We start from the raw sequence: 26,837 nt of genomic DNA on the forward strand, positions 1-26,837 counted from the left end.
TGGGTCTCCTCCCTTCGGGGATCAGGCGTCTTGCAGCGAGGCGGGGGCCTCGGCGCCGATGAGCTTGCCCATCGCCACGGCGGTGTCGGCCATGCGGTTGGAAAAGCCCCATTCGTTGTCGTACCAAGACAGGATCCGCACCATCCGCCCGGCCATGACCTTGGTCTGGTCCATGTGGAACACCGAGCTGTGCGGGTCGTGGTTGAAATCGGTCGAGACATTGGGCTGATCGGTGTAGCCCAGCACGCCCTTGAGCGGCCCGTCGGCGGCGGCGCGGATCGCGGCGTTGACCTCTTCGACCGTGGTGTCGCGGGCCGCCTCGAACACCAGATCGACCACCGACACGTTCGGCGTCGGCACGCGGATCGCCACGCCGTCGAGCTTGCCATTGAGCTCGGGCAGCACGAGGCCCACGGCCTTGGCGGCGCCGGTGCTGGTGGGGATCATCGACTGCGCGGCGGCGCGGGCGCGGTAGAGGTCCTTATGCATCGTGTCCAGCGTCGGCTGATCGCCGGTGTAGCTGTGGATCGTGGTCATGAAGCCCTTTTCGATGCCGATGGCGTCGTTCAGCGCCTTGGCCACCGGCGAGAGGCAATTGGTGGTGCAGGAGGCATTCGAGACGACCACATGCTCGGGACGCAGCTCGCGATGGTTCACGCCGAAGACCACGGTCTTGTCGACACCCGAGGCGGGGGCCGAGACCAGCACGCGCTTTGACCCGTTCTGCAGATGCAGCGCCGCCTTGTCGCGGTCGGTGAAGATGCCGGTGCATTCGAGCGCCACGTCGACGCCCTCCCACGGCAGCTCGGCGGGATTGCGCAGGGCGGTCACTTCGATCGGCCCGCGGCCAAGGTCGATGGTGCTGCCGCGCACCGTCACCTCGCCGGGAAAGCGCCCGTGCACGCTGTCGAAGCGCAGCAGATGGGCGTTGGTCTCCACCGGGCCGAGATCGTTGATCGCGACCACCTCAATGTCGGTGCGGCCCGACTCCGCGATGGCGCGGAGCACATTTCTCCCGATACGGCCGAAGCCGTTTATGGCAACCCTGACTGTCATCCCTGATCCTTTTCCTGATTTACTGCAGGTTCTTGGCGAGGCGGGCGACCGCCTCTGCGGTGATGCCGAAATGGCGGTAGAGGTCCGGTGCAGGGGCCGAGGCGCCAAAGCCGGTCATGCCGACAAAGCCGTCCTCGGGGCGCAGCATGAGGCACCAGCCCTGCCGGACCGCAGCCTCGATACCGATGCGCGGGGCGTCGCCGAGGATCTCGGCGCGGTACTCGGGCGGCTGCTGCTCGAAAAGCTCGAAGCAGGGGGCCGAGACCACTGCGGCGCTGAGCCCCTCCTCGGCCAGCAGATCGGCGGCGGCGAGCGCCAGTTCGACCTCGGAGCCGGTGGCGATGAGCGTCACGTCGCGCTGGGCGGGGCCCTTCAGCACATAGGCGCCGCGGGCGGTGAGGTTCGTCTCTACATGGCGGCTGCGCACGGTGGGCAGCCCCTGCCGCGACAGGCACAGCACCGAGGGCGTGCGGCTCTGCTCCATCGCCAGCGCCCAAGCCTCGGCGGTCTCCACCGCGTCGGCGGGGCGGAACACCAGCATGTTCGGCATGGCGCGCAGGCTGGCGATGGTCTCGACCGGCTGGTGCGTCGGGCCATCCTCGCCAAGGCCGATGCTGTCATGGGTCATCACATAGGCGACCGGCACACCCATCAGCGCAGAGAGCCGCATCGCCGGGCGGCAGTAGTCGGCGAAGGCGAGGAAGGTGCCGCCGTAGGGCTTCAGCCCGCCGTGCAGGGCGATGCCGTTCATCGCCGCGGCCATGCCATGTTCGCGGATACCATAGTGGATGTAATCGCCCGAGTAATCGGCGGCGCTGACCGGGCGCATGCCCTTGGTGCGGGTGTTGTTCGAGCCGGTGAGATCCGCCGAGCCGCCGACGGTGTTGGGCAGCGTGCCGTTGATCACCTCCAACGCCATTTCGCTGGCCCTGCGGGTCGCCACCTTGGGGGCGTCCTGCGACAGGCGGTGCTTATAGGCGTTGATGGCGGCGTCGAGCGCCTTGGCATCCACCGGGGCAAACGCGGCGCGGAAGGCCTCGGCCTGCGGGTCGTCCGCGAGCCTGCGGGTCCAGGCCCGCCGCGCCTCGCCGCCGCGCGCGGCCACGGCGCGCCATGCGTCCGTAACCTCGGGCGGGATCTCGAAGGCCGGGAGGGACCAATCAAGCGCCTCACGCGCGGCGGCGATTTCTTCGGCCCCCAGCGGGGCGCCATGCACGTCATGCGAGCCCTGCTTGGTGGGCGCGCCATAGCCGATCACCGTGCGGCAGGCGATCATCGAGGGCCGGTCGTCGGCACGGGCGATCTCGATGGCGGCGGCGATGGCCTCCTTGTCGTGGCCGTCCACCGCCTGCACATGCCAGCCCGCGGCGTGGAAGCGCGCCTGCTGGTCGGTCGAGGTCGAAAGCTCGGTGCCGCCGTCGATGGTGATGCGGTTGTCGTCCCAGAGCAGGATCAGACGCGACAGGCTTAGGTGGCCGGCAAGGTCGATGGCCTCGTGGCTGATGCCCTCCATCAGGCAGCCGTCCCCGGCGATGACATAGGTGTAATGGTCCATCAGCGCATCGCCGAAACGGGCGTTCAGCATGCGCTCGGCCAGCGCCATGCCGACGGCGGTCGAGATACCCTGACCGAGCGGGCCGGTGGTGGTCTCGATGCCCTTGGCGTGGCCGTATTCCGGATGGCCTGCGGTGCGCGAGCCAAGCTGGCGGAACCGTTTGATTTCTTCGATCGGCATGTCGTCATAGCCGAGCAGATGGTGGATCGCATAGACCAGCATCGAGCCATGCCCGGCGCTCATCACGAAACGGTCCCGGTCGGGCCAGAGATGGTTCTTCGGATCGAGCGTGATGAAGCGGTTGAACAGCACCGTCGCCACATCCGCCATGCCCATCGGCGCGCCGGGATGGCCCGAGTTGGCCTGCTGCACCGCGTCCATGGTCAGCGCGCGGATGGCATTGGCCATGAGGTCTTCGGTGGCGGTGACCTTGGTCTGAACGTTCATGTCGTCTCCTCCAATCAGGCGCGCTTGCTCTCGGTCACGAGGCGCTGGACCATGGGCGTGAAGATGAGTTGCATCGCCAGATCCATCTTGCCGCCGGGGATCACGATGGAATTGGCGCGGCTCATCCAGCTGTTCTGGATCATCGAGGTGAGATACGGGAAATCGATGCCCCGCGGGTTGCGGAAGCGGATCACCACGAGGCTCTCGTCGGCGGTGGGGATCCAGCGCGCGATGAACGGGTCGGAGGTGTCGACCACCGGCACGCGCTGGAAGTTCACGTCGGTCTGGATGAACTGCGGGCAGATGCAGTGCACATAAGCGTGCATCCGGCGCAGGATGGTGTCTGTCACCGCCTCGGTGGTGTAGCCGCGGCTGGCCTTGTCGCGGTGGATCTTCTGGATCCATTCAAGGTTGATCACCGGCACCACGCCGATCTTGAGATCCGCCAGCGCCGCGAGGTTCACGTCGTCATTGGCCACCGCGCCATGCAGCCCCTCGTAGAACAGCAGGTCGCTGCCCTCGTCGAAGCTTTCCCAGTCGGTGAAATTGCCCGGCGGGGTGTTCCAGCGTGCGGCTTCGCCCTCGTCGTGCACGTAGTGACGGGTGCGCCCGGTGCCGGTCTCGCCATAGGTGCGGAAAATCTCTTCCAGCTCCCCCAGCTCATTGGCGTCATAGGAAAAATGCGAGAAGGTCTCATCTCCGGAAGACTTCCGCGCCTCCAGTTCGGCCTTCATGTCGGCGCGGTTGTAGCGGTGGAAGGCGTCGCCCTCGATGCTGACGGCGGTGATCCCCTCGCGGCGGAAGATCTGGTCGAAGGTCGCCTTGACCGTGGTCGTGCCCGCGCCCGAAGAGCCGGTGACTGAGATGATGGGATGCTTCTTGCTCATGGGTCTTTGGGTTCCGTGAATCTCGGGTCTGGGACGCAGGCTCAGATTTGGGCTCAGGTTTGGGCTCAGGCTTCGGCTCAGGCGCGGAACAGGCCGCGGTTGCCGAAGAGGGCAGAGACCTCCTGATCGGGCAGGTCGTGGTAGGCGGCGACGTGATCCACCTTGCCCGCCGAGCCGAAGACGAAGGGCGTGCGGGCGTGCAGGCTGTCGGGGATCAGGTCGAGGATGCGTGTGGTGCCATCGGTGGCATGGCCCTGCGCGGCCTCGATCAGCAGGGCGATCGGGGCGCATTCATAGACCATGCGCAACCGTCCGGCCTCATAGCCGGGGCGGGCGTCGGCCGGGTAAAGAAACAGCCCGCCGCGCATCAGGATGCGGTGCGTCTCGGCCACCAGCGAAGCGATCCAGCGCATGTTGAAATTGCAGGCGCGCGGCCCCTCGGCTCCGGCGAGGCAATCGTCGATATAGGCGCGGATCGGCTTCGACCAGTGACGGTAGTTCGAGGCGTTGATGGCAAACTCGGTGCTGCCGCCATCGACGGTGACGGCACCGCTGAGCAGGGTGAAACGCCCGGTCTCGGGGTCGAGGATATGGTGCTGCAGCGCATCGCCGAAGCTCAGCATCAGCATCACCTGCGGGCCGTAGATCACATAGCCCGCGGCCAACTGTTCGTGTCCGGGGCGGAGGAAGGTCTCCGCCCCGGTCTCGCGGGCGGCACGGAGGGAGAAGATCGTGCCGATCGAGACGTTGGTTTCGATATTCGACGAGCCGTCGAGCGGGTCGATGGCCAGCGCCAGCGTGCCCTCGCGGTCGATAAGCTGCACATCGGCGCGCTCTTCCGAGGCGTACCAGCGCACCCCGGTGCCGCGCATCGCCTCGGCAAAGGCCTCGTCGGCGATGAGGTCGAGCGCCTTTTGCGCGTCGCCATCGGTGTTGTCGCCAACATGCGCCGCCATCTGCCCGTCGAGCGGGCCGCGGGCGATGCGGTGGGCAAGGTCGCGGGCGACCCGGCCAACGGCCTCGAGGGCCGGGCGCAGGGCATCCGGGATCGGCGCCTCCGCGGGGAATGCGTTCGTGTCGGTCATCAAGGCCTCCTCCTCCTCGACGGGTGACGTGGCCTTGATTTTGGCGATGTGAGCTTGTTAGAAAATTTAAAATTTCTGACTTCAAATTAGAGGAAATTTAATGCGCCGACTTGCCTCGCTGACGCTGAAACAACTGCGCTCTTTGGAAGCTGTTGAAAGAACAGGGTCTATTTCGCGCGCGGCCGAGGAGCTCGGGCTGACCGCCCCGGCGGTGCACAGCCAGTTGAAGGCCTTGGATCAGACTTTCGGATGCGTCCTGCTGACGCGGGCAGGGGCGGGAAAATTCCATGCCACGCCCGAGGGCGCGGCGCTTTTGCAGGCGTGGGAGACGGCAGAGGCGGGGTTTCGCCGGGCGCTGCAGCGAATCGACGCGCTGCAAAAGGGCATGGCGGGCAGCGTGGTTCTGGGGGTGGTCTCGACCGGCAAGTATTTCGCCCCCGGCATCGTCGCGCGGCTGCGCAAGGCCTGCCCCGAGATTGAGAACATCCTTGAGGTGGGCAACCGCGACCGGATCATCGCGGCGCTGCAGGACGGGGCGCTGGATCTGGCGATCATGGGGCGTCCGCCGCGCGAGCCCGCGGTCGAGGCGCTGTCGATCGGCGATCACCCGCATGTGCTGATCGCACCGCCCGACCATCCGCTTGCGGGCCGCGCCGAGATCACCGCCGAGGAGGTGCTGAGCGACATGATCCTGATGCGCGAGCCGGGGTCAGGGACGCGCATCCTCGCCACCCGCTTTCTCGACCGGATCGGCGAGGGCAAACCCTATGCGCGCGCCGAGATGAACTCCAACGAGACGATCAAACAGGCGGTGATCGCCGGGCTGGGGATCGCGCTCATCTCGTATCACACGGTCGCCGAGGAGTTGCGCAGCGGGCGGCTGGTCACGCTGGATTTGCCCGGCCTGCCGATCATGCGCCACTGGTTCCTGCTGCATCGCGCCGACATGCCCATCACCGGCGCTGCGCGCACCGTCTGGGATTTCATCGCCGCCGAGCGCGCCGGGTTCCTGCCCAGCTGGCCGGTGGCGTGACCGCGCGAGGTGACGGCTGAAACGGCCCCCGGCTCGTCATGAAAGCTTCACTTGTCTCTGGGCTCAGGCAGACGCATCGCAGGGCGGACAGACACGTCGATCACAAAGAGACTCCCATGGCTTCGCTGACACTAGATACCGCCCTTCCCGAGACCGCCTCCGAGGGGCTGCGCGCTATGGCGCAGGCGGCCCTTGCAGGGGGCGAGATTGCCCGCCAGACCCTGCGCCGCCGAGACGCCGGTGAGATGATCTTCAAGGGGCGCCACGACTATCAGACGCAGGGCGATTTGCAGACCGAAGAGGTGATCGTCGCCGAACTGCAGGCGGCCTTTCCAGGCTGCGGTATCATCGGAGAAGAACAGGTGGGCGACCGCACGGCAGAGGCAGACCGCCCGACCTTTGTCATCGACCCGATCGACGGCACCACCAATTACGCGTGGGGCATCCCGCATTTCGGCGTGGTGATCACCCGGCTCGAAGGCGGAGAGGTCGTGGCCGGGATCACCTATGATCCAATGATGGGTGAGATGTTCGCCGCCGAGAAAGGGCAGGGTGCATGGCTCAACGGGCAGCGGCTTGATGCGACCGGGACGGGCGACGTCGAGAACTCGGTGATCGGGGCGGGGCTGCCGATCCGCGGGCAGGTGCAGAGCGTGCCCGATGAGTGCTATCACGCCGCGCTGCGCCGCGCGATGGACAACACGTCGGGCGTGCGGCGGCTGGGAAGCTCGGCGCTGTCGATCGCCTATGTGGCGGCGGGGCGGCTGGACGGGTTCTTCGAGGACATGCTGTCGCTGGTCGACTACGGCGCCTCGGTGCTGATCCTGCGCGAGGCGGGGGGCGTGGTCACCGGCTTTGACGGCGGCGACATCCGCAGCCCCGGCGCCATCCTTGCGGGCAGCGCCGGGATGCATCCCTGGCTTCTCGAGGGCTTCGCGGCGGGCTAGGCCAGCGCGGCAAACAGCCCCTCGGGGTCGTCCGTGGTGATCTGGTCGACCCCGAGCGACATCAGCCGTTCGCACAGCGCCACCATGTCAGGCGAGACACCCTGCACCGTGTAGGCATCGACGCGGCGTCCTGCTGCGTGAAACGCGCCGATCATGTCAAAGTCCCGTCCCAGAGCGTCCAGGATCAGGCGGATGTCGAGATAGATCATCCGCGCGGCTCCGGCCTCGGCAAGCGCGCGCGAGACAAAGCCGGTGTCGTCGCCGGACCGGGCCAGCGCCTCGCGAGCGCCGAAGTGGCAGGGGTCGTGGCCGATCTGCAGATCGGGAAGCGCGGCGGCAAGGCGGGCGACCGCCGCCGCGTCGCCCCCCGACAGGATCATGTGCCGCTGCACCGGGGCCACATCGCGGGCGAAGGCGGCAACATCCGCCTCCGTGAGCGTGCTGCTGTCTTCCTTCAGATCGAGCTGCAGCAGCGCGCCCGCGCCAACCGTCGCGGTGGCAAGCTCGTGGCAAAGCGCGCTCAGCAGGGCCACGGGAACGCCCGTCGGCAGGCCGTCATTGTCGCGCAGGATCAGGCCGTGAAGCGCGCTGGCCGAGGTCTGCGCCACTGCGCCGCTGCCGGTCGTGGCACGCGCGAGCGTTTCGTCGTGCAGCACCGCAAAGCCGCCATCCGCGTGGCGCCGCAGATCAATCTCCACCGAGGCGCCAAGGCGCATGCCCTCGCGGATCCGTCGCGGGTCGAAGTCGAAATCCGCGACCCGGCGACGCCCCCGGTGCCACTTGAGCCATGTCCGGCCTGCGGCGTGTTCGAGCACGGTGGGCGGGGCCATCGTGGCGGCGTGCCGCGGCTCAGACATGAACCATCTCCCGGCGGTCTATCGTCACATCGGCCAGTTTCGCGCTGCCCCGGAAAATCGCCACGTGAGTGGCCTCCAGCGCAACCTCTTGCCCGGCCTCGAAGCGCGCGCTCGGCGGGCACATCGCCTTGATCCGGGCACCCTCCGGCAGATCAACATCCACAAGCAGATGGGTGCCATAGTCGGTGACGCGGTGGACCCGAGCGCCGGTGTTGCGGGCCGGGCGCAGGCTCAGGGCCTCGGGGCGGATTGCCAGTTCGACCGGCCCGTCGGTCACCGTGGCGCGCAGCGGAAAGAGCGGGTGATCCGAGACGCCGCCGCGCATGTCGCAGGGCAAGAAGTTCATCGATCCGATGAAGCCGGCGACAAAGCGCGTCTGTGGCGCGCGGTACATGCGGTCGGGGCTGGCGACCTGCTCGATCTCGCCGCCGCGCAGCACCACGATGCGGTCAGCCAGCGCGAGCGCCTCATCCTGTCCATGGGTGACGAAAAGCGTGGTGATGCCGAGCCGCCGCTGAATGTCGCGCAGCTCTTCGCGCAGGCGCTCGCGAAGGTGCTGGTCGAGGCTGGCGAAGGGCTCGTCGAGCAGCAGGATTTTCGGTTCCAACACCAGCGCGCGGGCAATGGCGACGCGCTGCTGTTGGCCGCCCGACAGCTGCCAGACCCGGCGTTCGCCGAAGCCCTCGAGGCCAACGAGAGCCAGCGCCTCGCGTACCTTGTCGCGGATCTGCGCGCTCGGCATGCGGCGCAGCTTGAGCCCGAAGGCGATATTGCCCGCGACCGACATATGCGACCAGAGCGCGTGGCTCTGGAACACCATGCCCGTGGGCCGCTTTTCGGGCGGCACGCGGGTCACATCCTCGCCGTCGATCAGGATCGCGCCGCGGTTCGGCGTCTCGAAGCCGCCGACCATACGCAGCACGGTGGATTTGCCCGAGCCCGACGGCCCGAGCAGGCAGACCAGTTCGCCATCGCCCACGGTGAGCGAGAGGTTGTCGATCACATCGGTGTCGCCGAAGGACTTGCCGAGATTTTTGAGTGTCAGTTGTGCCATTGCAGTCTCCTCAGACGCCGAAGCCCTTGGCAAAGGATGCCGAGCCGACGAGGCGGCGGGTGAACATCAGCGCGACAAAGCTCGGCACCCACAGAAGGACCGACAGCACCGCGCCGTATTGCACGACGATCTGGTTGTTGATGTAGGTGATCATCAGCACCGGCATGGTGCGGATCTCGGGGGCGCCGATCAGCCATGCGCCCTCTGTCTCATAAAAGGTGCCGACAAAGCTCAGCAGCACGGCGGCAAAGATGGTGGGGGCGGCCTGCGGCAGGCTCACCGACCAGAACACCCGGATCGGGCCCGCGCCTGCGTCGCGTGCGGCCTCTTCCATGGCGCGGTCGACGTTCTGAAAGGCGGCGACGGGGATCCAGATCATCATCATCAGCGTGCCGACAAGCTGGATCAGCACCACGCCCCAGAAGGTCGAGATCAGCCCGAGGTTCAGGAAGATCCCCGCTATCGCCACCAGCAGGCCGAACTTCGGAAAGGCATGCGAGGCGAGGAACGACAGGAAAAGGACATTGCGCCCGGGAAAATCGAGCCGCGCGAAGGCATAGGCGGCTGGCAGGCAGATCAGCGCCGAAAGCAGCGTGACCGTCACCGACAGCCGCAGCGACAGCGACATGGCCGACCAGACGTCGGGGCGGGCCAGCGTCGCCTGCCAGAAGCGGAAGCCGAACTCCTGCGGCAAGAGGCTGGGGTAGCGCCAGACCTCGGCAAAGGCCCAGAGCGCCACCACCAGCAGCGGGATCACCACCACGATGCCAAGCGCCAGCGCCAGCGCGAGCCCCAGCCAGTCGGGGCGTTTGGTGCGGTGGACGGGCACCTCGGCGGAAAGGGTCGAAGGGTCGATGGCGGTCATCGGCGGGCCTCGCGGTTTTTGGCGATGGAGCGCACGTAGAAGGCGCCAAAGACGGCGCAGATGCCGAAGGTGATCACCGCCTGTGTCACCGCCATGCGGGTGTCCATCACCTGCGAGAAGGTGCGCTGCATGAAGGGACCCATCATCTCGGGGGAGGCGGGGCCAAGCACGTAGGGCAGTGTGAAGGCGGAAAAGATGCTGAGCACGGTGAACGACAGCACCACCAGCATCGCGTTGCCGATCTGCGGCAGTATGATGTGGCGCAGCAAGGCGAGCGGGCGTGCTCCGGCATCGCGCGCGGCCTCGACGGCGTTGTCGGACACGGCGCCAAGCCCCGCGACCAGCATCAGCGTGGTGAGCGGGATATTGTCCCAGACCAGCCCGATGATCGGCCCCCAAGGGGTCAGATAGGGCGAGGCGATCTTGGGCAGGCCAAGCGCGTTCAGCACCAGATCGACGCCGCCGTTCGGCCCGATGGTGCGGATCAGCGCGTAGGCGAGGATCACCGAGGGCACGAACATCGGAAACAGCGCCAGCCCCTGCACCACGCCCGCGACGCGGCTCTTGGCAAAGCGCAGGTAGAGCGCGAGCGGCAGACAGATCGCCAGCAGCAGCGCCGCGCAGACCGCTGTCACCCAGAGCGTCAGCCAAAGGTTCGCCAGCGAATAGCCGTCGGAAAAGAAGCGGACGTAGGTGTCCAGACTGAACTCGCTGCCGGTTTCGGTCGGAGCGACAAGCGTGCGGGCGATGGCGTTGAAGATCGGGTAGATGATCAGCCAGCCAAGCAGGGCGACCGGCGCGGAAACGAGAAGGAGGCCCGTGAGCCCCCTTCCGTTGCTATGTGCCGTGCCGCCCGTCCGGCGCGTGCCGGAGGACGAAAGGTCGGTCATCGCGATCAGCCCCGGGTCAGGCCGGGCGCGACGTTGCGGTACCAGCCGTCGTTGATCGCCGCATCCCAGCCGCCGCCGGGGAAGGTCGGGATCGTGGCGGGGATGACGTCGGCGTATTTCTCGCGCAGCGCGCCGTCGACGTGATCCCACGACACACCGGGGAAGCCGCCAAGCTCGGTGATGATCTTCGACTGCACGTCTTCGGACAGCACATAGGCCACCAGCTGCATCGCCACATCGCGGTTCGCCGCGTTGGTCGGCACGGTGATCCGGCTGAAGCCGCCGCAAAGCGCGAGGTCCTGCAGCTGCACAAGGCCGGTGTCTTCCGGCAGCACGCCCATGGCGATCGCCTGCAGCACCTGATCGGACCAGACCGGGGTCATGGTCACGACGCCCTGCGCCAGCAGTTGGATCGACTGGGTGTTGCCCGAAGAGTAAGAGCCGCCCTCGTAAAGGTCCGGCGCAAGGCCGTTCAGCAGCTCCCACGCGCCCGGCAGGGTCTGCGCGGCATAGTCCTCGGAGAAGTTCTCGAGGGTGAATTTCTGCGGGTCGCGGCCGTTGGCCTCGTGGATCGCACGGCGCACGAAGTTGCCGCCCGAGCCGCCTTTGTCGGGGCGGTTGTAGATGAACTGGCCGGGGTTGGCGTGGATCCAGGCGGTCATCTCGTCCCAGGTCTTCGGCGCGTCCTCGGCGGCGACGCGGCTGGCGTCATAGGCCAGCAGCACCTGACTGCCGCGGTAGGGCAGATCAAAGTCGGTCTGTTTGGCGGCGGGGTTCACCTTGTCGAGGTTCTCGATCCCGGCCTCGGCGAAGTTCACCCAGAGGCCCGCGTCGATGGAGCCAGCGGTCTGATCGGGCGTGTAGGCTTCGAAGAGGTCGACCTGCGGATCGGCATCGCTGCCGAGCGCCGCCAGCGCGCGGTCGGCCATGGCGCGCAGTCCTGCGCCGTCCCCGGCGTCGACAACGCGGACCTTGGCGTCCGGGTTCACCGACTTGAAGCCGGGCAGGATCACATTGGTCCAGAAATCAGAGATGTTGCTGTCCGAGCCGGTGTAGACGTTCACAAAGCCGTCGGCGGCGAATGCGATGCGGGGCAGGGCGAGGCCAGCGGCGGAAGCTGCCGCCGTCCGGAGGAAACCGCGGCGCGAGAAATGGGAGGTCATGGGGGGCTCCTGAATGGTCAGAGGCGTCTCGCCGGGGAGGTCGACGAGCTCACTGGCGGGGCAGATAGGCGGCCCGTGTTAACCTTTTGCAAAGGTTTGATGATGGCTGGATGAAGATTGCTGGCGCTAACAAATTGCGCATGGACTTGCCCATAGAATGGTGGTTCTGCGAGCGCGCTGCTTCAGGACTTCGCCCGACCATGACCTTGCCTCTGCCCATCTATGCGCTCCCTGCGTCGATCTTCTTCGTCAATGCGACGCTCTATGTGACGCTTTATTCGCGCCTTCCTGGCGTGACCGCGGCGCAGGGCATCAGCCCCTCGGCGCTGGGGCTCGCGCTGCTGGCGCAGACGCTGGGAACGTTGCTTGGCTTTCCGCTCGCGGCCCGGCTGATCGAGAGGTTCGGCGCAAGGCGCGTGGCGGGTGCGATGCTGCTGGCGGCGCTTGTGCTCTTGCCGCTCGCCGCGTCGGGACGGCTGGCCGACGGGCTGCTTGGTCTGGCGCTGCCGCTTTTCGCCTATGGGTTTGCCATGGCGATCCTTGAGGTGGCCAAGAACCTTATCGCCGCGCGGATCGAAGAAAAGAGCGGGCGCAATGTCATCTCCAAATGCCATGGCTTCTGGTCGGCGGGGCTGTTCGTCGGCGCGGTGCTGGGCGGCTGGGCCGCCGCGCGAGGCGTTTCCACTGCGGCAGAACTTACGCTCCTCGGCGCCGCGAGCCTGCCGCTGGTCGTGCTGTTGGCGGCACGGGCGGGTGATCCCGAGCCGCTCGTGACCGCGCCGGTGGACGGGCCAAGGTTTGCACGGCCCGATGCGTTTGTTCTGGGGCTGCTCGTCCTGATCGCCGGGTTCAGCATCACCGAAGGCGTCGTCTACGACTGGTCGATGTTCTATCTGCGCGAAGAACTGGGTCTGGATGCAATCGGCGCCTCGCGCATCTACGCGGCGTTCACCATCGGCATGTTTGCCGCGCGGATGGGCGGCGACATGCTGCGGGCGCGGCTGCGGGTGCGCGTGCTCTTGCGGCTCATGGCGCTGACGACTCTGGCGGGGCTTGGCCTTTGCATCTTCTCGCCCGCGCTCTGGCTTGGGGCTGCGGGCCTCTTGGTCGGCTTTGCGTTGGTCGGCGGCGGGGTGGCGCTTGGCGCGCCCGTGGCGACCTCATTGGCGATGCGCCATCCGACCCGTTCGGCGACCAAGACTATGGCGGCGTATTCTCTGGCCTCGCTGCTGGCGCTCTTTGCCGTGCCGCCGCTGCTTGGCGGTCTGGTCGAAACGCAGGGCGCGGTCTGGGCGCTGGTGGTGTCGAGCCCCTTGCTCGTGCTGGTCGCTTTGGCAGCGGGGCGGATCGTGGCGTGGATGGGGAAATAGCCTCCCGAGGCGATGCGCCGCCTGTGCGCGCAGACTGCGTGAGCGCAGACTGACAGGCGCGCGCAATTCTGCGGATCAGGCAGGTCGTCATTTGTGGGGGGGAGGAGCGCGGCGACCCCAGGGAGGAGGAGAGGGGCCGCCGCTGAAATGCAGGGCTCAGGGAGGAGGAGAGAGCCCGGCAAATTCCGTGGCACGTCGCCGTGCCGTGACCCTGAGATAGGGGATGCGGCGGCGCAGAACAAGCTCGCCAAGCGCAAAGCTGCCCTGCGCCGAGCGCATGGGTTCTCCGTTGGGAGCTGGCGAGGGATTTGGGGCGGGCGCACTGCGGCTTGGCCCTTGGGTCTGGCGGCGGCCACATCTTCCAAAACTGGTCGCGGTTTGGAAACAAACAGTGCGCGATAGTGAATCGTCTTTATCTTCTTAAAGTTGCATGCATAATGAAGTGACCCGTCTATAAAGCCGGGGGTGCACCGCTTTTGCCGTCGACTGTTTCAGTCATCACTCACGGAACCGCGGCTTGGTGCAAGAGCCTTCTCAATTGTCGGGCCGGGCTCTGCGGCTCGACGCGCAGAAGAAAGGCCGCGACGCTTGGCGTCACGGCCTTTCGGTCTTGGTCACGCGGGCGGGGGCAGGCCCCACCGTGGTGTTCTGCCTCAGCCGTCAGTGCTGACGTTGACCTCGGTCGCCGCGTTCAGCGCGCTGGCGAATTCGGCCTTCGACATGTTCAGCACCAGATCCTGATCGGCGTTCGCCGACAGGCGGCTCATGCGCACGGCGGCGTTCTCGATCGGACGCTCGTCCGCGCCTTCCATCTCGCCGTCGAGGTCGATGACCACGAGGCCTTGGTTCGTGTCGGATTTAAGCACGGTGCCGATGATCTCGCCGTCGCTCGAGCGCACAATCGCGTCATTGGTCAGTGCGGCATCAAGCTGCGCCGAGATGTCCGACGCTTCGCTATAGGCCTCTTCTGCGCCGACAGCCTCGACACCGGCCTGCGCCGTGTCGGTCGCGGTCTCGCCGATGGCGTAGGCGGTATCGCCGATTGCGTCGACGGCCTCTGCGGCCTGCTCTTTGACGCTGGCGTCATTGTTGGCCTGCGCGCCGATGGCGCCAGCCAGAACCATGGTGATCGCGGCGGTGGTGGTGGTCAGAAAGCGTTTGGTCATTGCGCTTCTCCTCCGTCTTGGTTGCGCGGTTCCCCTCAGGGTCTCGGCTGCACAATGAGGATGCCCCGGGGTAAGGTTCCAAGTTTTTTCGCGCTGCCGCGCTGACGGCGCGTCAGGCGTGCTCAGGAAACTGGGCGGTGAAACGAATGAAACGCCCGGCGCAATCGCGCTGAAACGCCGGGGCGTCAGAACTTCTGTCCATCGGAAGGGCACGGTGCCCGACCAGAGCCAACAGACCAAAGCAACATCAGGAGTTCACAATGACCACCCAGACCCTCGAAAAGCCCGCCAAATCCGCCATGAACGGCGTTGATGTCCCCACCTTCCTCGCCACGCTCGGCGTTGTGGGCGAGACCCCGGACATCGCCAAATTCACCTTCCGCGCCAATGGCGAATGGCTTTCGGGCACCCACAGCCGCACCGCCTTTACCGGGTTCCACGGCGCGATGCAGGAGATGGAGCACCGCCGCGACTACGCCGTCGAATGCGATCACCCGCAGGTGCTTTGCGGGGCCGACAACGGGGTCACCCCGGTCGAGCTTCTGCTGGCGGGGCTTGCCGCCTGCATCACCGCCGGGATCGGCAACATCGCCTCGATCCGTCAGGTCAAGCTGAGCGCGGTCGAGACCGCCATCGAGGGCGACATCAACCTCAACGGCATCCTCGGCTTGGACAAGAGCGCCCGCAACGGCTTCACCGGGATCCGCATGGCGGTGACCATCCGCGGTGACGCCCCGCAGGAAATGCTGCGCGAGATCGTGGCGCAATCGGTCGCCCGCTCCGCCGTCTTCGATGTGCTGAGCAACGGTGTGCCGGTGAAGGTCGAGATGGCCGCTTGAAACACAGCCCGCGCCGATGGGGCGCGGGCCACTCTCCCGAACATTCCAGACCCAAAGGACAGACCCATGCCCCGTTTCTCCGCTTCCGCCCACAGCTATGGCTCGGGCTTTGACACGGTCGCAACGCGCGACACATTCGCCGACTTCCGGAACTGGTGGGACCGCAACTGCCTTGTTGCCGCCGAGGTGCCTTGGCAGCCCCGCACGCAAAAGGAGGACAGCCTGCCGATCGCCGCCTGATCCTGACGCGCATCCTCCCGTCCTCCCGGCCCGCAGCACCCCGCTGCGGGCCTTTTCGTGCGGAAAGCCCGGCAGCGCGCCGCGCCGCATTGAAACAGTCGAAACCTCGAATGGGCTTTCACGACGCGAGCCCGAAACCCGCGGCCCGCATCCTTCTGTCAGATCAAGATGGAGACGAGACATGACGAAGGTCACAAGCGTGCTGATCATCGGAGCCGGTCAGGCCGGGCTCGCGCTGAGTTGGGCGCTGTCCCGGCGCGGCGTAGATCATCTGCTGCTGGAGCGGGGACGGGTCGGGGAGCGCTGGCAGTCCGAGCGCTGGCCGGGCCTGCACCTGCTGACGCCAAACTGGATGAACCGCCTGCCGGGCCCTTGGGCCGAGAGCGACCCGAACGGCTTTATGTCGGCGGCAAGCTTTGCGCATAGGCTCATCGGCTACCGCGCCGCAATCGCGGCGCCGGTGGTCGGCAGTTGCGAGGTGCGCTCGGTGAGGCGGCAGAGCGGCCTGTTCCGTGTCGAGGCCGGAGAGCGCCACTGGCTGGCTCGCGCCGTGGTCATCGCGACCGGTGCCTGCGACCGCCCCGCCGTGCCGGAGTGGGCCGCCGCGCTGCCGCAGGAGATCGCGCAGATCAGCCCCACCCGCTATCGCGGCGCGGCGGAGCTTGCCAAGGGCGGAGTGCTGGTCGTCGGCGCCTCGGCCACCGGCGTGCAGCTTGCCGCAGAGATACAGGCGTCGGGTCGCCCGGTGACGCTGGCTGTGGGCCGCCACGTGCGGATGCCGCGCAGCTACCGGGGGCGCGAGATCTTCTCGCTGCTGTCGGGCAGCGGCTTTCTCGCCGCGCCGCGCCCGGCGAATGCCGACCCGCAGCACCTGATGTCGCTGCCTTCGTTGCAGCTGACCGGTTCGGAGGGCGGGGCGGCGCTGGGGCTCGATCGGCTGGCCGCCATGGGCGTGCGGCTTGTCGGGCGCGCGCTCGGGGTGCGGGGCAACGCGCTTATGCTCGATCCGAACCCGGGGCACGAGATCGCCGCGGCCGAGCGCCGCCGCCAGCGGGTGCTGGAGCATCTCGACGCCGATCTGGCGCAGCGTGGCATGGCCCTGCCTGCGGACTTGGAGGCGTGGCTTGCGCCGCATCTGCCCAAGCATGGCCCTGCGCTGCTCGATCTTAGGCGTGAGGGCATCGGCAGCATGGTCTGGGCGACCGGCTTTCGCCGCAGCTACCCATGGCTGCATCTGCCGGTGCTGGACAGCGCCGGAGAACTGCAGACGCAGGGCGGGCTGACCGCTGTGCCGGGGCTCTATGCGCTTGGCCTGCCGTTCATGCGCCACCGCGCGTCCAGCTTCATCCACGGCGCGGGGCAGGATGCCGAAGCGCTTGCGCCGCTGATCACCGCCGCGCTTGGGCGCACTGCGTCCCTTGCGGCCTGACCCCCTCATTCTCGAAAGGATATGACCCATGACCCCCTCGACCTATGACGTGATTGTCGTCGGTGCCCGCTGCGCCGGTGCCGCCACCGCCATGCTGATGGCCCGGCAGGGCGCCCGCGTGCTGCTGATCGACAGCGCCCGCCGCGGCTCGGACACGATGTCCACCCATGCTTTGATGCGCGGCGCGGTGATGCTGCTGCAGCGCTGGGGCCTTGCGGACGAACTGCGGGCTGCGGGCACGCCGCAGGTGCGCCGGACGAGCTTTCTCTATGGCCGGGCTTCCTTCGACATCGACATCAAACCCGAAGACGGCGTCGAGGCGCTGATGGCACCGCGCCGCTATCTGCTCGACGCGGCGCTTGCGGCGGCGGCGGAGCGGGCGGGGGCCGTGGTGCGGTTTGAAACCAGTTGCGCGGGGCTGCTGCGGGATGCCTCTGGCCGGGTGTGCGGGGCACGGCTGGTCGGAAAGGATGGCGCCGCGCAGGATGTCTCAGCCGGGCTGGTCATCGGCGCGGACGGCAAACGTTCGCGGGTCGCGCGGCTGGCAGGGGCCGAGGTGACGCGGCAGGCGCGCAGCACCGTGGCTTGCGCCTACCAATATGTCACCGGCCTGCCGCAGGACGGCTATCGCTGGCACTTCGAGGAGGGGGCCGCGGGCGGGCTGATCCCCACCAACGGTGGCGGAACCTGCGCCTTTCTCGCGCTGCCGCAGTCCCGCGCCGCCGAGTTGCGCCAAAGCGCGCTGCCCAGGCTGGCCGCGACGTGCCTGCCGCAACTGGCGGAGGACATGTCTGGCGCGCGCGCCGCCGAAGCGCCGGTCGTCTTTGCCGGGCTGCCGGGGTATTTCCGGCGCTGCGCCGGGCCGGGCTGGGCGCTGGTCGGCGATGCCAGCTGGTTCCGCGACCCGATCACCGCGCATGGGATCACCGATGCGTTTCGCGATGCCGAGCTGCTGGCCGGGGCCGCGATGGCGGGAGGCTTGGACCGATACGAGGCGCGGCGCGATACGCTGTCGGGGCCGATCTTCGAGATCTCGGATCGGATCGCCAGCTTTGAGTGGTCGCTTGCCGAGCTTGCCGATCTGCACAAGCAGCTGAACCGCGACATGAAGGCCAATCAGGCATGGATCGCCGAGGGGGCGGCGCGGCAGCCGGTGCAGCGCCGGGTGGCCTAGTCGAACCGCAGGTGGAAATGCTGAGGATGAGGGGTGCCGCCACGGTCGATCTGACCGGCGGCACCTTCGGCGCGGCGCAGCTTGGGCTGGGCGATCAGCGGTCTCAGGATCGCCGGGATCACCGCCTTGTTGATCGCCGCGCCAAAGCACGTGTGCATGCCATAGCCCCAGATGATGTAGCTGTCCCACGACCGATCGGTGCGGAAGTCATGCGGCGCCGCGATCCGGTAACGGTCGAACATCGCCGAGGCGGTCGCCGCAAAGACGATCTGCCCCTTGCGGACGCGCGCCTGTCGCAGGGTCGAGCGCGCCACCACCGTATCATGCAGCGCGCGGCGATAGATCACCGGGTTGTGCGGGTTGAAGCGCAGCGCCTCCCAGACGAACTGCTCGAACTGCGGGCTCTGTTCGGCGGCGGCACGCTGCGCGCGGCGCAGATCCTCGGGGCGGTTCAGCAACTCGTCGAGCGCGAGGCAGCAGGCCTTGGAGATGGTCGGAATGGCCCCGATCAGCAGCCCCAGCATATTGTTGCGGATGCCCAGATCATCCATCCCCGGCGTGCCTGCGGCCTGCAGGTCGAGGCAGCGATTGAGGATCTGCGGACGCGTGTCGGGGGCGGCCTTGCGCGCGGCGATCGCGGTGTCGAGATAGTCGCGCAGCTCGGCGGCGTAGCGCATCGCCTTGGCGTCGAGATCGGGGTCTGCCGCCAGATCCTCGAAAAGATACCAAAAGAGCACCGTCGCCCAGTCTTGCATCTGCTCTGCGTTGCCGCCGGTGCCGAAATAGCTGTCGGTCATATCCCACGGCACATGCCGGAAAAGCTGCGGCACCGCGTCGATGCGGCCCTCGGAGCGGGCGACGATCTCTTCGGCAAGCGATGCGGCGCGGGGCAGCACGACGTCGGAGACATCGGGGGCGCGCGCGGCGAGGCGCATCGCCGAGGTGTCGCGAGTGTAGGGCCAGCCCGGTTGCATCCCGAGAAAGAAGTTCTCGCCCGCGGTCAGCTTGCGCATACGCGGGCCATAGACCACCTCGAAGTCGGCGTCGCGGTTCAGCACGTCGATGCAGTCCTCGTGCCGGGTGACGACAACGGTGCCGCTGTTGTCATAGGCTTTCACCACGGCGGCCTTCAGCGACAGGTTGGGCCAGAAAGCGCGCAGCACGGCAAAGACCTTCTGTTGTGCCTCGGGCGCGGTCAGCAGGGGCGGCAGCGCCGCCTTGCCGCCCGATGCGAAGGCCGAGCCGCCCTTGCCGATCAGCCAGCCAAGCGCGACGATCCCGTCGCCCAGCATCATCACGCAGCGCCCCGCTGCGGCTATGCTTCCTGTCAGCCGGTCCAGCATGGCGCGGCCCTCACGTGGGGTCCACGATGCCCATGGCGATCATCCGAAGGGCGATCATCGAGGGCACGAAGAAGTAATCGCCGCCGCGGCATTCCACGAAGGTCTTCAGCTTGGTCATCATGTAGGGCGGCTTGCCGCTCTTCGGGTCCGAGGGGATCATGTGCCGGGTGTGGTGATCGTGGCGGCCCAGCATCGGGCAGGTGTTGTTGCCCTGATGGAAATCGAGCCCGTATTGGATCCACTGCTGCTGGACGAACTCGAATTGCCGGAACAGATCGACGCCCATGGCCATCATGATCACCCCTTGCTCGGAGGCGTCGTCGCGCGGCTCGAAATTCGGCGGTCCGTAAGGCAGGCCACGCCGCAGGATGCGGCGGCGCTTGTTCAGCGCGTGGGTGGCGCCGGCGTTCTCGAACTGCTTGCCGGTTTTGGGGTCGATGCCGAAAACGTTCAGCGGATCGAGGTAGTCGCGGGTGTTCATCCGCCGCATATGCGCGCCGCCGGGGCATTTGAAACCCGCCATGTCGTCGGCGTAGCGAAAGTCCGATGCCTCGGCGCTGCGGATATAGGCGATCTGCTTGCTCCACGCGTCTGGAGTCATGAGCATCGACCCATTTTCGTTCCGCCAGCCGCGCGCCTTGCCGAAGGCGATCCAGTCGTCATAGTCGGGCACCACGGCCAGCGGCACGCCGTCCGACCAGCGCCCGCACATCTTGGCAAGCAGCGTCTCGCGCGCCTGAGGCACACCGACCGCCATGCTGGTGGCAAAGCCTTGCGCCTCCTCGTCCACCACCGATTGGAAACTGGCAACATTCTCGTGCAGCTTGCGATAAGCCATGAAGGTGCCGTTCTGCATGAACTCGGGCGGCATGGCGGTCGGCGGCAATTCCTGACTTTCGCCGGTGTGGCCAAGGATGAACTCGCCGGTTTCCAGCGCCTCCCAATCGCCGCCCATGCGCTTGCCGCGCCCGATCACGGCGGTCTTTTCCTGCGCGGGCGGATATTGGCCCTTGAAGACCGGGTCGCCGATGCCGTCGGTAAAGCCGAAATGCTCGCGCGCGGTGGGCAGCGTCACCCCTCCGAAATCGTCAAACACCGCCGAGGCCGACTGGAAGGGCGCATCCCCAGCTTTGCCGTTCCGCTCCAGCAACACAATGCCATCGCTGGTGAGGCTCCGTAGCCAATCGGTTTTCGCCTCTAGGTCGGGGTGGGGATTTTTGAGACGGGCGAGGAAGTCCTGCGAGCCGGGCTCTGCCCCGGCCAGATCGGGCTGGGCATTCAGCGTGACGAGGATATGGACGTCCTCGCTGCCGCCGAGCCCCTCCTTTCGGTTACCCTGCCAGATCGGATCCCAGTCGCGATCCCAGTCCGGGTCGTCATCGGCGGTTATCGTGGGATCGCGGTCGCCGAGCATGGAGGCGCGGCTGCGCATGCCCGAGATAAACACATCCGGCATGCCCTGCAGCGTGCGGTTCGGCACCTCCAGCCAGTAGAGCCCCATGAAGGTGAAGGCGATGTTGACGGTGCAGTTGGGTTTATCGGCCTCATCAGGCCAGCGCGCAGAAGTGGTGACCTCGCGCCGCACCGCATCGACGAAAGCACGGCCCGCGGCGGGATGGCGGATCTGGAAAAAGAAATAGCGCGCGAAGGGGAAGGAGAAGCGCCCGTAGGCGCGCGTCACATTGCCCTGAATGTCGTGCAGGTTCAGTGCGTAAGCCATTCGTTGCCCTCCTCACACGCCGGCGCGGGGCTGCGGTGCCCTGTCCGAGATCACCCCGGGGCGCTGCGTCGGGTCGGTGATGTCCGCCGGGGCATGCTGCGCGAGAAAATCGCCAAAGGCGGCGTGTAGCGTCGCCGGGGTCGCGCCCTGATGCTCGGCGATGAAATCGGTAAAACGCTGCTGGATGTAGAGCGCTTTCAGCACCGTGGGCAGATCGTCATGCGCGGCAGGGGGCAGCGGCTTGGCGCCGTTGGCGATCGCAAACCGCACCGCAAGCACAATGGCAAGGCAGGTGAGCGCGAGACCGAGGATGGCGAGCAGCAGCGTGTTCATCCCCAAGAGTGAGCTCAGGCCCAGCAGCCGCAGCAGCAGTGCGCCGACACCGATCACCGCCGGAACGCCCACCGCTGCGATGAGGCCCTTCAGCGGCAGATCGTTGAAGGCTGGCAGATCAAGGTAATAGTCGTGATAGGGCATCGTCGTCTCGACGTGGCACCGCTCCAGATAGGCGCCAAAGGCCTGCCCGCTGTCGGTGCCGTCAAACCCGTGGCAATTGCCGAAGATCGCCTTGATCTCTTCGCCCATCGTGTCCCAGAGCGTCTGCGCATAGGCCATGCGCACCCGGCGCTGCGCGTCCGCGCTCAGCTCCGAGGGCAGCGGATCGCCGTCCTTCACGATCGCGTCGATATCGGCGGTGAACACCAGATAGGCCGAGCGCAGACCATCGACCGGCTCTGGTGTGATGGTGTTCACCTTTTTGACGATCGCCCCGAGCGCATTCTGACGGTTGCGACCGTTGTAGACCACATTGTCCAGCACGAACATCCGCGCGAAATGGTTGCGCAGATTGCGGGCGAAAGGCGCGGCATATTCGGTCTTCTGCGTGGCAGGCGTCTGATGTGCCGGGGGCAGACGGGCAAGCTCGATCCGCACCTTTTGCTTGAACGAGACGTCGTTTCTCGGGCCGCCGCGCTTGATCGGGATGAGATAGGTCAGAAACAGATGTCCGCTGTCGAGATCGGGCATGTCAGCTGCTCCTCTCGGTGTTGAACCGCGCCTGCGCCGCCGCGATATAGGCCAGACGGTTCACATCGGCGCGCTCGGTGTCGAGACTTGCGACCGGGCCGAAGCCGGGGTCGCCGAGATCGTTCTGAACCTTGAGGTATGTGTCGCGGAACTTCTGCGCGAAATGCTGTGGCGTGCCGGGCCCGGAAGGCGCAGGGCCGGGACCTTTGGGGCCTGTGGGGCTTGCAGACACATGGCCGGGACCGGGGGAGCCATACTCTTTGGCCAGCGCGAGCACCGCGTCATAGACCCGCAGCGCGGATTTCACGTCGCGCTGCGCCGAGCCGGGGGTGGCGTTGTAGTAATAATCCGTGCCGATCTGATTGTAGGTGATGTAATTCTTGAACGGCGTGATCGGGATCGACAGCGGGTATTTCGTGGCCGAATACCAGAACAGGTTGAGACCGTTTGGTATGCCGTCCGAGAAAGCGTCGATATACTGGTCCCATGTGCCGTTGAAATTCGAGCAGAACAGCATGTAATCGTTCTGCGGATCCTCTTTTCCCTGACCCAGATCGGGCCATTGATCGCGCTTGATGATGACCCATCGGGCAAAGTGGATGAGCGAGAGGCCCAGCAGCCCCATCAGGTTCGAGGGCAATCCGCGGGCGGCCATGAACAGCAGGCGGTTTATCCAAGTCACATAGGGGCGACTGGGGGTTACCACGTTCATCGCATAGGCTTTTCCGGCGACGTTAGACATGCGCGTTCTCCGGTGGAATTTCCTAAAACCTACTCGGAACCGCACAGACGTAGCGTGTATGAAGCCGCAATAAATCGCCTCGAGTCAAAGAATAAATGAAGTGCTTTGCCCAGGTGAACAGAGTGTTTCGAAGGCACCTCCATGGTATCCGAAGTCATGTTTTAATTCAGTTGCAGCCGGTTATGGTCGATTGTTGAGGCTTGGCATGAATTACAATCTGCCGCCTCGTGGGACGACCGGGGGGCTCGGTTGCCATTTCCCGAAGGTGCACCCCAAGCAACAGCAGCGCGGGCCAGAACATATAGGCCTCGATCTCGAGGTTCTCGCCGAAGGACAGCAGCACCAGCGTCATCAGGATGCCCAGCGGCAGCCGCCCGCGCGGATGGCGCGCGGCGTCCACAAGCGCCACGGCCAGATGCGCCACCAGCGGCACCAGCAGCGCGCCAAAGCCTACGATGCCCTTCACGAACAGCAGCCCGTACCATGTGTGGTGGCTGCCAATGGGCATGTATTCCACCAGATGCGGGCCCGGCTGAACGGTGCCATGGCCGAACCAGACCGCCTCTTCGCGCCAGCGCTCAAAAGCGATCCGCTGCAGGGTTTCGCGCACCCTTGTGCTGTCGGCCCGTGCCCCTTTGAAGGCGGCCACCCCGGCCTGCGCACTGGCCAAAAGCCAGCTGCCGAGCACCGCAAGCGAGGCGGTCACCCCCGCCAGCGCGAGCCAAGCCGAACTGCGCAGCACCAGCGGCAGCATCCGCGGCGCGACGGTGCAGGCGACCAGCCCGACCAGCCCCATGCGCGACTTCGAGGCGAGGATCATCAGCAGCCCGGCGGCGATCCCGGCGGCGCGCCAGCCACGGTGCTTCTCTTCGAGCGCAAAGATCACCATGACCACGCCAAGCAGCGCTGCAAAGGGCGACCACGGCAGGTAGAACTGCCAGCGCGGCGTCCATGAGGCCGGATCGTAGGTGAAGAAATAGACCGAGAAATACTCCGGTCCCGGTCCTCCGATGGCCTTCAGCGGCGAGGTGAAGATGCGCTCGGGCAGGCCGACATAGGGCGCAGCCAGCAGCAGCGGCGCAAGCGCGAGCGTCCAGAAGCCGATGGCGCATTGGCCGCGGATCAGCACCTCGCGCCGGATCGGCAGCACCGCGCCCGCGAAGATGAAGAGCCCGACCAGCGCCCAGCCCTTGGCCCATCCGATCGAGGATTTGATCGTCTGCTTGAGGCCCAGCCCCCAGCCCAGATGGCCGCCCCAGAGCGCCACCAGCATCACCAGCATCCCGGCCATCCACAGCCAGACCACACCGGGCACGGGACCGGTCGCCCGCAGGTCGCTGCGCATCGCCGGGCCGAGGTAGAGCGACAGCGCCGCCATGCCGGCAAACACCCAGCCCAGCACCGGGCCGACGACGTAAAGCGCGCCGAGGCCATAGAACACCCACGTCATGACCATGGCGCGCCACGCCAGCGCCTCGGCCGGGCTCATGCCCTCGGGTCGGGCGCGCCCGGTCATGGGGCCCCCATCGGGCGGGCGAGGATGCGACCGATCAGCGGGCGGCGGATCCATGCAAGCAGCAGGCCAAAGAGCATCATCAGGGTCGCGGCCCCTCCGGCGGCGAGCGCGAGCTTGCGGTTCGGCGAGCTTGGGCGGTCGGGCAGCGAGGGGTTCTCGAGCACCTGCACAAGCGGGTAGGAGGCGTAGATATCGGCCTTGCTCGATTGCGAGCGCGCGATGGCCGAGGCAAAGACCGCCTCGGCGACCGAGAAATCGCGCTGCATGTCCTCAAGGCGCGCGGCCACCGGGGCCAGCGCGGCAAGTTGCGCGGTCTCGCGGTCCAGCCGTGCGGCCATCGTCTCATGTTCGGAGGTCAGGCCGCGGCGCGCAGCATCCTCGCGCACCAGTTCGGCCAGAAGTTCGGCGCGCGCGCCGGGCTGCGCCAGATCGAGCGCCGCGACCGCTTCGGCGCTCAGCCCGGTCAGAGCCATGGCGCGCTGCCGCGCCATCTCGCGCGCGCTGGCAAGCGCGTCACGGGCCGCCGTGACCTCGGGGTGACGGGTGCCGAAACGCGCGTTCGCCTCTGCCAGCGCGGCGGTCTGCAGCGCGACCTCATCCAGAAGCGCCACGTAATCGGCATCGGCATAAAGCTTGAGGCTGACCGCCGCCTGATCCGGCGCGATGCCGAGGCTGCGCGACAGGGCGGCAACGCTCTCTTGCTTCTCGGCCAAGTCAGAGGCGAGCGCGGCCAGATCGGCGCGCAGCCGATCGGTGGCAGACACCAGCCGGTCATATTGCGCCGAGGACACCAGCCCGGTGTCGCGCTGCAGCGTCGCAATCGTCTCGCGCGTGTCGGCGACCGAGCCGCGGTAATCCTCGATGGCGGCAAGCGCGCCGGTCTCGCGCACCGAAAGCTCGTCATGGCGCAGGGCATCCACCTCGGTAAAGAACGCCTGTCGCACCGCTTCGGTCCGGGCGCGGGCGGCAACGGGCGTGGGGCCTTTCATCTGCACCCGGATGAGACCGGTCTGATCCACCAGTTCGACCTTTGGCCGTCCAATGTCGCGCATCTGCTCGCCCAGCGAACCGGCGGCGGCGTCGAGGATACGGTCCGCACTCAGCAGGCGCTTGTAAGTCTCGGTGGGGCTGATCGAATTGGAAGAGAAGGCGGAATTGGCGAAGGAGGACGCCTGACCGATCTCGGCAAGGTTCACCGAGGCCGCCGCGCCCGAGCCGGGCAGGATCAGCGACATCTCGGAACTGAAGCTGAGCGGCGCTTTCTTGAGGTAGGTGGTGATCGGCCCCCAGATCGCGATCGCCCCCAGCGTCGCGAGGATCAGATAGCGCGGCAGGCGGACGATATCGCCGGGGCGTCCGCCGCCAAAGAGCCGACCGAGCGACAGCTCGCGCGGCGGGGTGCGCAGGATCCCGGGGATCGGGGCAGAGCGGCGGGTGGTCCCGCTGGCGGTCATGTCGGACATGGAAAATCTCCTCTGTCCGGCAGTCTAGTCTGGGGTGGCGGCGCGGTCGCTTTCGCGGGGGGATAGAGAGCGGCTGAGAAGGAGGCCGCGCCTCGCTGATGGCATCAATTTTCTATCCGAAGGGATCGGAGGTTTTCAGGGCAGCTCCTTCGGGCTAGCCCCTTTCAAGCTAGCCCGGCATCCCGTGCGATCAGCGCGGCTTGCGTGCGATTGGCCGCCCCGATCTTACGATAGAGCGTCTTCACATGCAGCTTGATGGTCGGCTCCTGCAGGTGGAGGTCGCGGGCGATTTCTTTGTTCGATTTGCCCTCGGTGAGCCCTTTCGCCACCTGACGCTCGCGCTTCGAGAGTTTCTCGGCGAGCGGATGCAGGTCCTGGTCTTCGGTGCCGTTGAGAAAGTCGATCGGGGCATAGACCTCGCCCATCGCCATGAAGCGCACCGCGTTGACGAGGCTGCGCGCCGTCAGTGTCTTGGGGATGAAGCCCGAGGCCCCAAGCGCCAGTGCCTTTTCGGCCACCTCGCGCCGGGCCGTTTGAGCAGCGTCTCAAGCCCCATCAGCCCGCCCATCTGCGGCATGTTGAAATCCAGCAGCACGAGGTCGAACGGCCCCTTGCGGTTGATCATCTGCTCGGCCTCGCCAAAGCTCGCGGCGGTCACGACGGTGATGTCGCTCGCGGTCTCGAAAAACATGACCAGCGTATCGCGCAGCAAGTCGTGATCGTCGGCTATCAATATGCGCATAGGGTCTCCCTAACCTCTCAACAGGCCCTCCACCGCGCGACAAGATAGCGCAAAAGCACGCGAAGGTTGTCACAAAGTTGACTTTCGATCCGCCAGAACAGGCGACCTATCCAGTGGGATTGTTTCTTGATCCGCGCTGATGGCTTTCCATCTGTCAGGCGCTATCAGGTCTCCCGACGCTCCGTTGATGCGCGCGGCCAACTCGGCAAGTTTCGGACGAGACTTGCT

General features: G+C 66.7%; 23 protein-coding genes and 1 pseudogene. 7 read left to right on the forward strand and 17 right to left on the reverse strand.

From position 1 onward, the window contains the following. Nucleotides 1-21: 21 nt before the first annotated feature. The 4 genes from gap to G0A00_RS16290 all read right to left on the reverse strand — a co-directional run bounded on the left by gap (nt 22) and on the right by G0A00_RS16290 (nt 5,030). The gene (gap, locus tag G0A00_RS16275; RefSeq protein ID WP_164183145.1) at nt 22-1,056 is read right to left on the reverse strand and encodes a type I glyceraldehyde-3-phosphate dehydrogenase; all 1,035 of its coding nucleotides are present in this window, start codon (nt 1,054-1,056) and stop codon (nt 22-24) included. Between the two features lie 19 nt (nt 1,057-1,075). Then, complete coding sequence (gene tkt, locus G0A00_RS16280; RefSeq protein ID WP_164183144.1) at nt 1,076-3,058, reverse strand: transketolase; 1,983 nt, start codon at nt 3,056-3,058, stop codon at nt 1,076-1,078. Nucleotides 3,059-3,072: 14 nt separating this feature from the next. Further along, the gene (locus G0A00_RS16285) at nt 3,073-3,945 is read right to left on the reverse strand and encodes a phosphoribulokinase (protein WP_164183143.1); all 873 of its coding nucleotides are present in this window, start codon (nt 3,943-3,945) and stop codon (nt 3,073-3,075) included. A 77-nt stretch (nt 3,946-4,022) separates the two neighbouring features. Beyond that, nucleotides 4,023-5,030, reverse strand: coding sequence for a class 1 fructose-bisphosphatase (locus tag G0A00_RS16290; protein ID WP_164183142.1), 1,008 nt, complete (start codon nt 5,028-5,030; stop codon nt 4,023-4,025). 100 nt (nt 5,031-5,130) lie between these two features. Here G0A00_RS16290 and cbbR point away from each other — a divergent pair, with 100 nt between their 5' ends. Together cbbR and G0A00_RS16300 are read left to right on the forward strand one after the other, a co-directional pair. Then, nucleotides 5,131-6,063, forward strand: a complete 933-nt coding sequence (gene cbbR / locus G0A00_RS16295; protein WP_164183141.1) for a LysR family regulator CbbR — start codon at nt 5,131-5,133, stop codon at nt 6,061-6,063. Between the two features lie 116 nt (nt 6,064-6,179). After that, entirely contained in the window at nt 6,180-7,010 is an 831-nt protein-coding gene (locus G0A00_RS16300) for an inositol monophosphatase family protein (protein WP_164183140.1), read from the forward strand. Here the strand turns inward: G0A00_RS16300 and G0A00_RS16305 are convergent. The 5 genes from G0A00_RS16305 to G0A00_RS16325 are packed head-to-tail and all read right to left on the reverse strand — an operon-like array spanning nt 7,007 to nt 11,839. Next, nucleotides 7,007-7,867, reverse strand: coding sequence for a glycerophosphodiester phosphodiesterase family protein (locus G0A00_RS16305; protein ID WP_235953156.1), 861 nt, complete (start codon nt 7,865-7,867; stop codon nt 7,007-7,009). The genes G0A00_RS16300 and G0A00_RS16305 overlap by 4 nt on opposite strands. Next, entirely contained in the window at nt 7,860-8,921 is a 1,062-nt protein-coding gene (locus G0A00_RS16310) for an ABC transporter ATP-binding protein (RefSeq protein ID WP_164183138.1), read from the reverse strand. Before G0A00_RS16310 ends, G0A00_RS16305 begins: the two co-directional genes overlap by 8 nt. A gap of 10 nt (nt 8,922-8,931) precedes the next feature. After that, on the reverse strand, nt 8,932-9,786 hold the full coding sequence (locus tag G0A00_RS16315) for an ABC transporter permease (RefSeq protein WP_164183136.1): 855 nt from the start codon (nt 9,784-9,786) through the stop codon (nt 8,932-8,934). Then, on the reverse strand, nt 9,783-10,676 hold the full coding sequence (locus G0A00_RS16320) for an ABC transporter permease (protein WP_164183135.1): 894 nt from the start codon (nt 10,674-10,676) through the stop codon (nt 9,783-9,785). The genes G0A00_RS16315 and G0A00_RS16320 overlap by 4 nt, the downstream gene beginning before the upstream one ends. Before the next feature lie 5 nt (nt 10,677-10,681). Further along, nucleotides 10,682-11,839 carry an extracellular solute-binding protein gene (locus tag G0A00_RS16325; protein WP_164183133.1) on the reverse strand — a complete coding sequence of 386 codons (1,158 nt, stop codon included), beginning with the start codon at nt 11,837-11,839 and terminating at the stop codon, nt 10,682-10,684. Nucleotides 11,840-12,039: 200 nt separating this feature from the next. On the opposite strand from G0A00_RS16325, the gene G0A00_RS16330 reads away from it, so the two are divergent. Then, on the forward strand, nt 12,040-13,209 hold the full coding sequence (locus tag G0A00_RS16330) for an MFS transporter (protein ID WP_164183131.1): 1,170 nt from the start codon (nt 12,040-12,042) through the stop codon (nt 13,207-13,209). A 653-nt stretch (nt 13,210-13,862) separates the two neighbouring features. Here G0A00_RS16330 and G0A00_RS16335 read toward each other — a convergent pair. Continuing rightward, entirely contained in the window at nt 13,863-14,375 is a 513-nt protein-coding gene (locus G0A00_RS16335; protein ID WP_164183129.1) for a hypothetical protein, read from the reverse strand. 260 nt (nt 14,376-14,635) lie between these two features. Between G0A00_RS16335 and G0A00_RS16340 the strand changes: the two genes are divergently transcribed. From G0A00_RS16340 to G0A00_RS16355, 4 genes are all read left to right on the forward strand, one after another. After that, a complete protein-coding gene (locus tag G0A00_RS16340) occupies nt 14,636-15,214 on the forward strand; it encodes an OsmC family protein (protein ID WP_164183127.1) in 579 nt (192 codons plus the stop codon). Between the two features lie 66 nt (nt 15,215-15,280). Beyond that, nucleotides 15,281-15,454 (forward strand): hypothetical protein, encoded by a 174-nt coding sequence (locus G0A00_RS16345; RefSeq protein WP_164183125.1) that lies wholly within the window; start codon nt 15,281-15,283, stop codon nt 15,452-15,454. Nucleotides 15,455-15,635: 181 nt separating this feature from the next. Further along, nucleotides 15,636-16,883, forward strand: coding sequence for an NAD(P)/FAD-dependent oxidoreductase (locus tag G0A00_RS16350; protein WP_164183123.1), 1,248 nt, complete (start codon nt 15,636-15,638; stop codon nt 16,881-16,883). Between the two features lie 28 nt (nt 16,884-16,911). Beyond that, complete coding sequence (locus G0A00_RS16355) at nt 16,912-18,057, forward strand: NAD(P)/FAD-dependent oxidoreductase (RefSeq protein WP_164183121.1); 1,146 nt, start codon at nt 16,912-16,914, stop codon at nt 18,055-18,057. Here the strand turns inward: G0A00_RS16355 and G0A00_RS16360 are convergent. From G0A00_RS16360 to G0A00_RS16390, 7 genes and pseudogenes are all read right to left on the reverse strand, one after another. Continuing rightward, nucleotides 18,054-19,400 carry a cytochrome P450 gene (locus G0A00_RS16360; RefSeq protein WP_235953155.1) on the reverse strand — a complete coding sequence of 449 codons (1,347 nt, stop codon included), beginning with the start codon at nt 19,398-19,400 and terminating at the stop codon, nt 18,054-18,056. The genes G0A00_RS16355 and G0A00_RS16360 overlap by 4 nt on opposite strands. A gap of 10 nt (nt 19,401-19,410) precedes the next feature. Continuing rightward, nucleotides 19,411-21,120 carry a peroxidase gene (locus G0A00_RS16365; RefSeq protein ID WP_164183119.1) on the reverse strand — a complete coding sequence of 570 codons (1,710 nt, stop codon included), beginning with the start codon at nt 21,118-21,120 and terminating at the stop codon, nt 19,411-19,413. Between the two features lie 12 nt (nt 21,121-21,132). Further along, nucleotides 21,133-22,146 carry a hypothetical protein gene (locus G0A00_RS16370; RefSeq protein ID WP_164183118.1) on the reverse strand — a complete coding sequence of 338 codons (1,014 nt, stop codon included), beginning with the start codon at nt 22,144-22,146 and terminating at the stop codon, nt 21,133-21,135. A gap of 1 nt (nt 22,147) precedes the next feature. Continuing rightward, nucleotides 22,148-22,888, reverse strand: a complete 741-nt coding sequence (locus G0A00_RS16375; protein ID WP_164183116.1) for a hypothetical protein — start codon at nt 22,886-22,888, stop codon at nt 22,148-22,150. A 166-nt stretch (nt 22,889-23,054) separates the two neighbouring features. After that, nucleotides 23,055-24,404, reverse strand: a complete 1,350-nt coding sequence (locus tag G0A00_RS16380; protein WP_235953154.1) for an O-antigen ligase domain-containing protein — start codon at nt 24,402-24,404, stop codon at nt 23,055-23,057. Next, entirely contained in the window at nt 24,401-25,867 is a 1,467-nt protein-coding gene (locus tag G0A00_RS16385) for a hypothetical protein (protein WP_235953153.1), read from the reverse strand. The genes G0A00_RS16380 and G0A00_RS16385 overlap by 4 nt, the downstream gene beginning before the upstream one ends. A 164-nt stretch (nt 25,868-26,031) precedes the next feature. Further along, nucleotides 26,032-26,609 (reverse strand): annotated as a pseudogene (locus tag G0A00_RS16390) (response regulator transcription factor). Nucleotides 26,610-26,837 lie beyond the last annotated feature (228 nt).

It is taken from the genome of Salipiger sp. PrR002, assembly GCF_010500775.1.
Lineage (GTDB): Bacteria > Pseudomonadota > Alphaproteobacteria > Rhodobacterales > Rhodobacteraceae > Salipiger.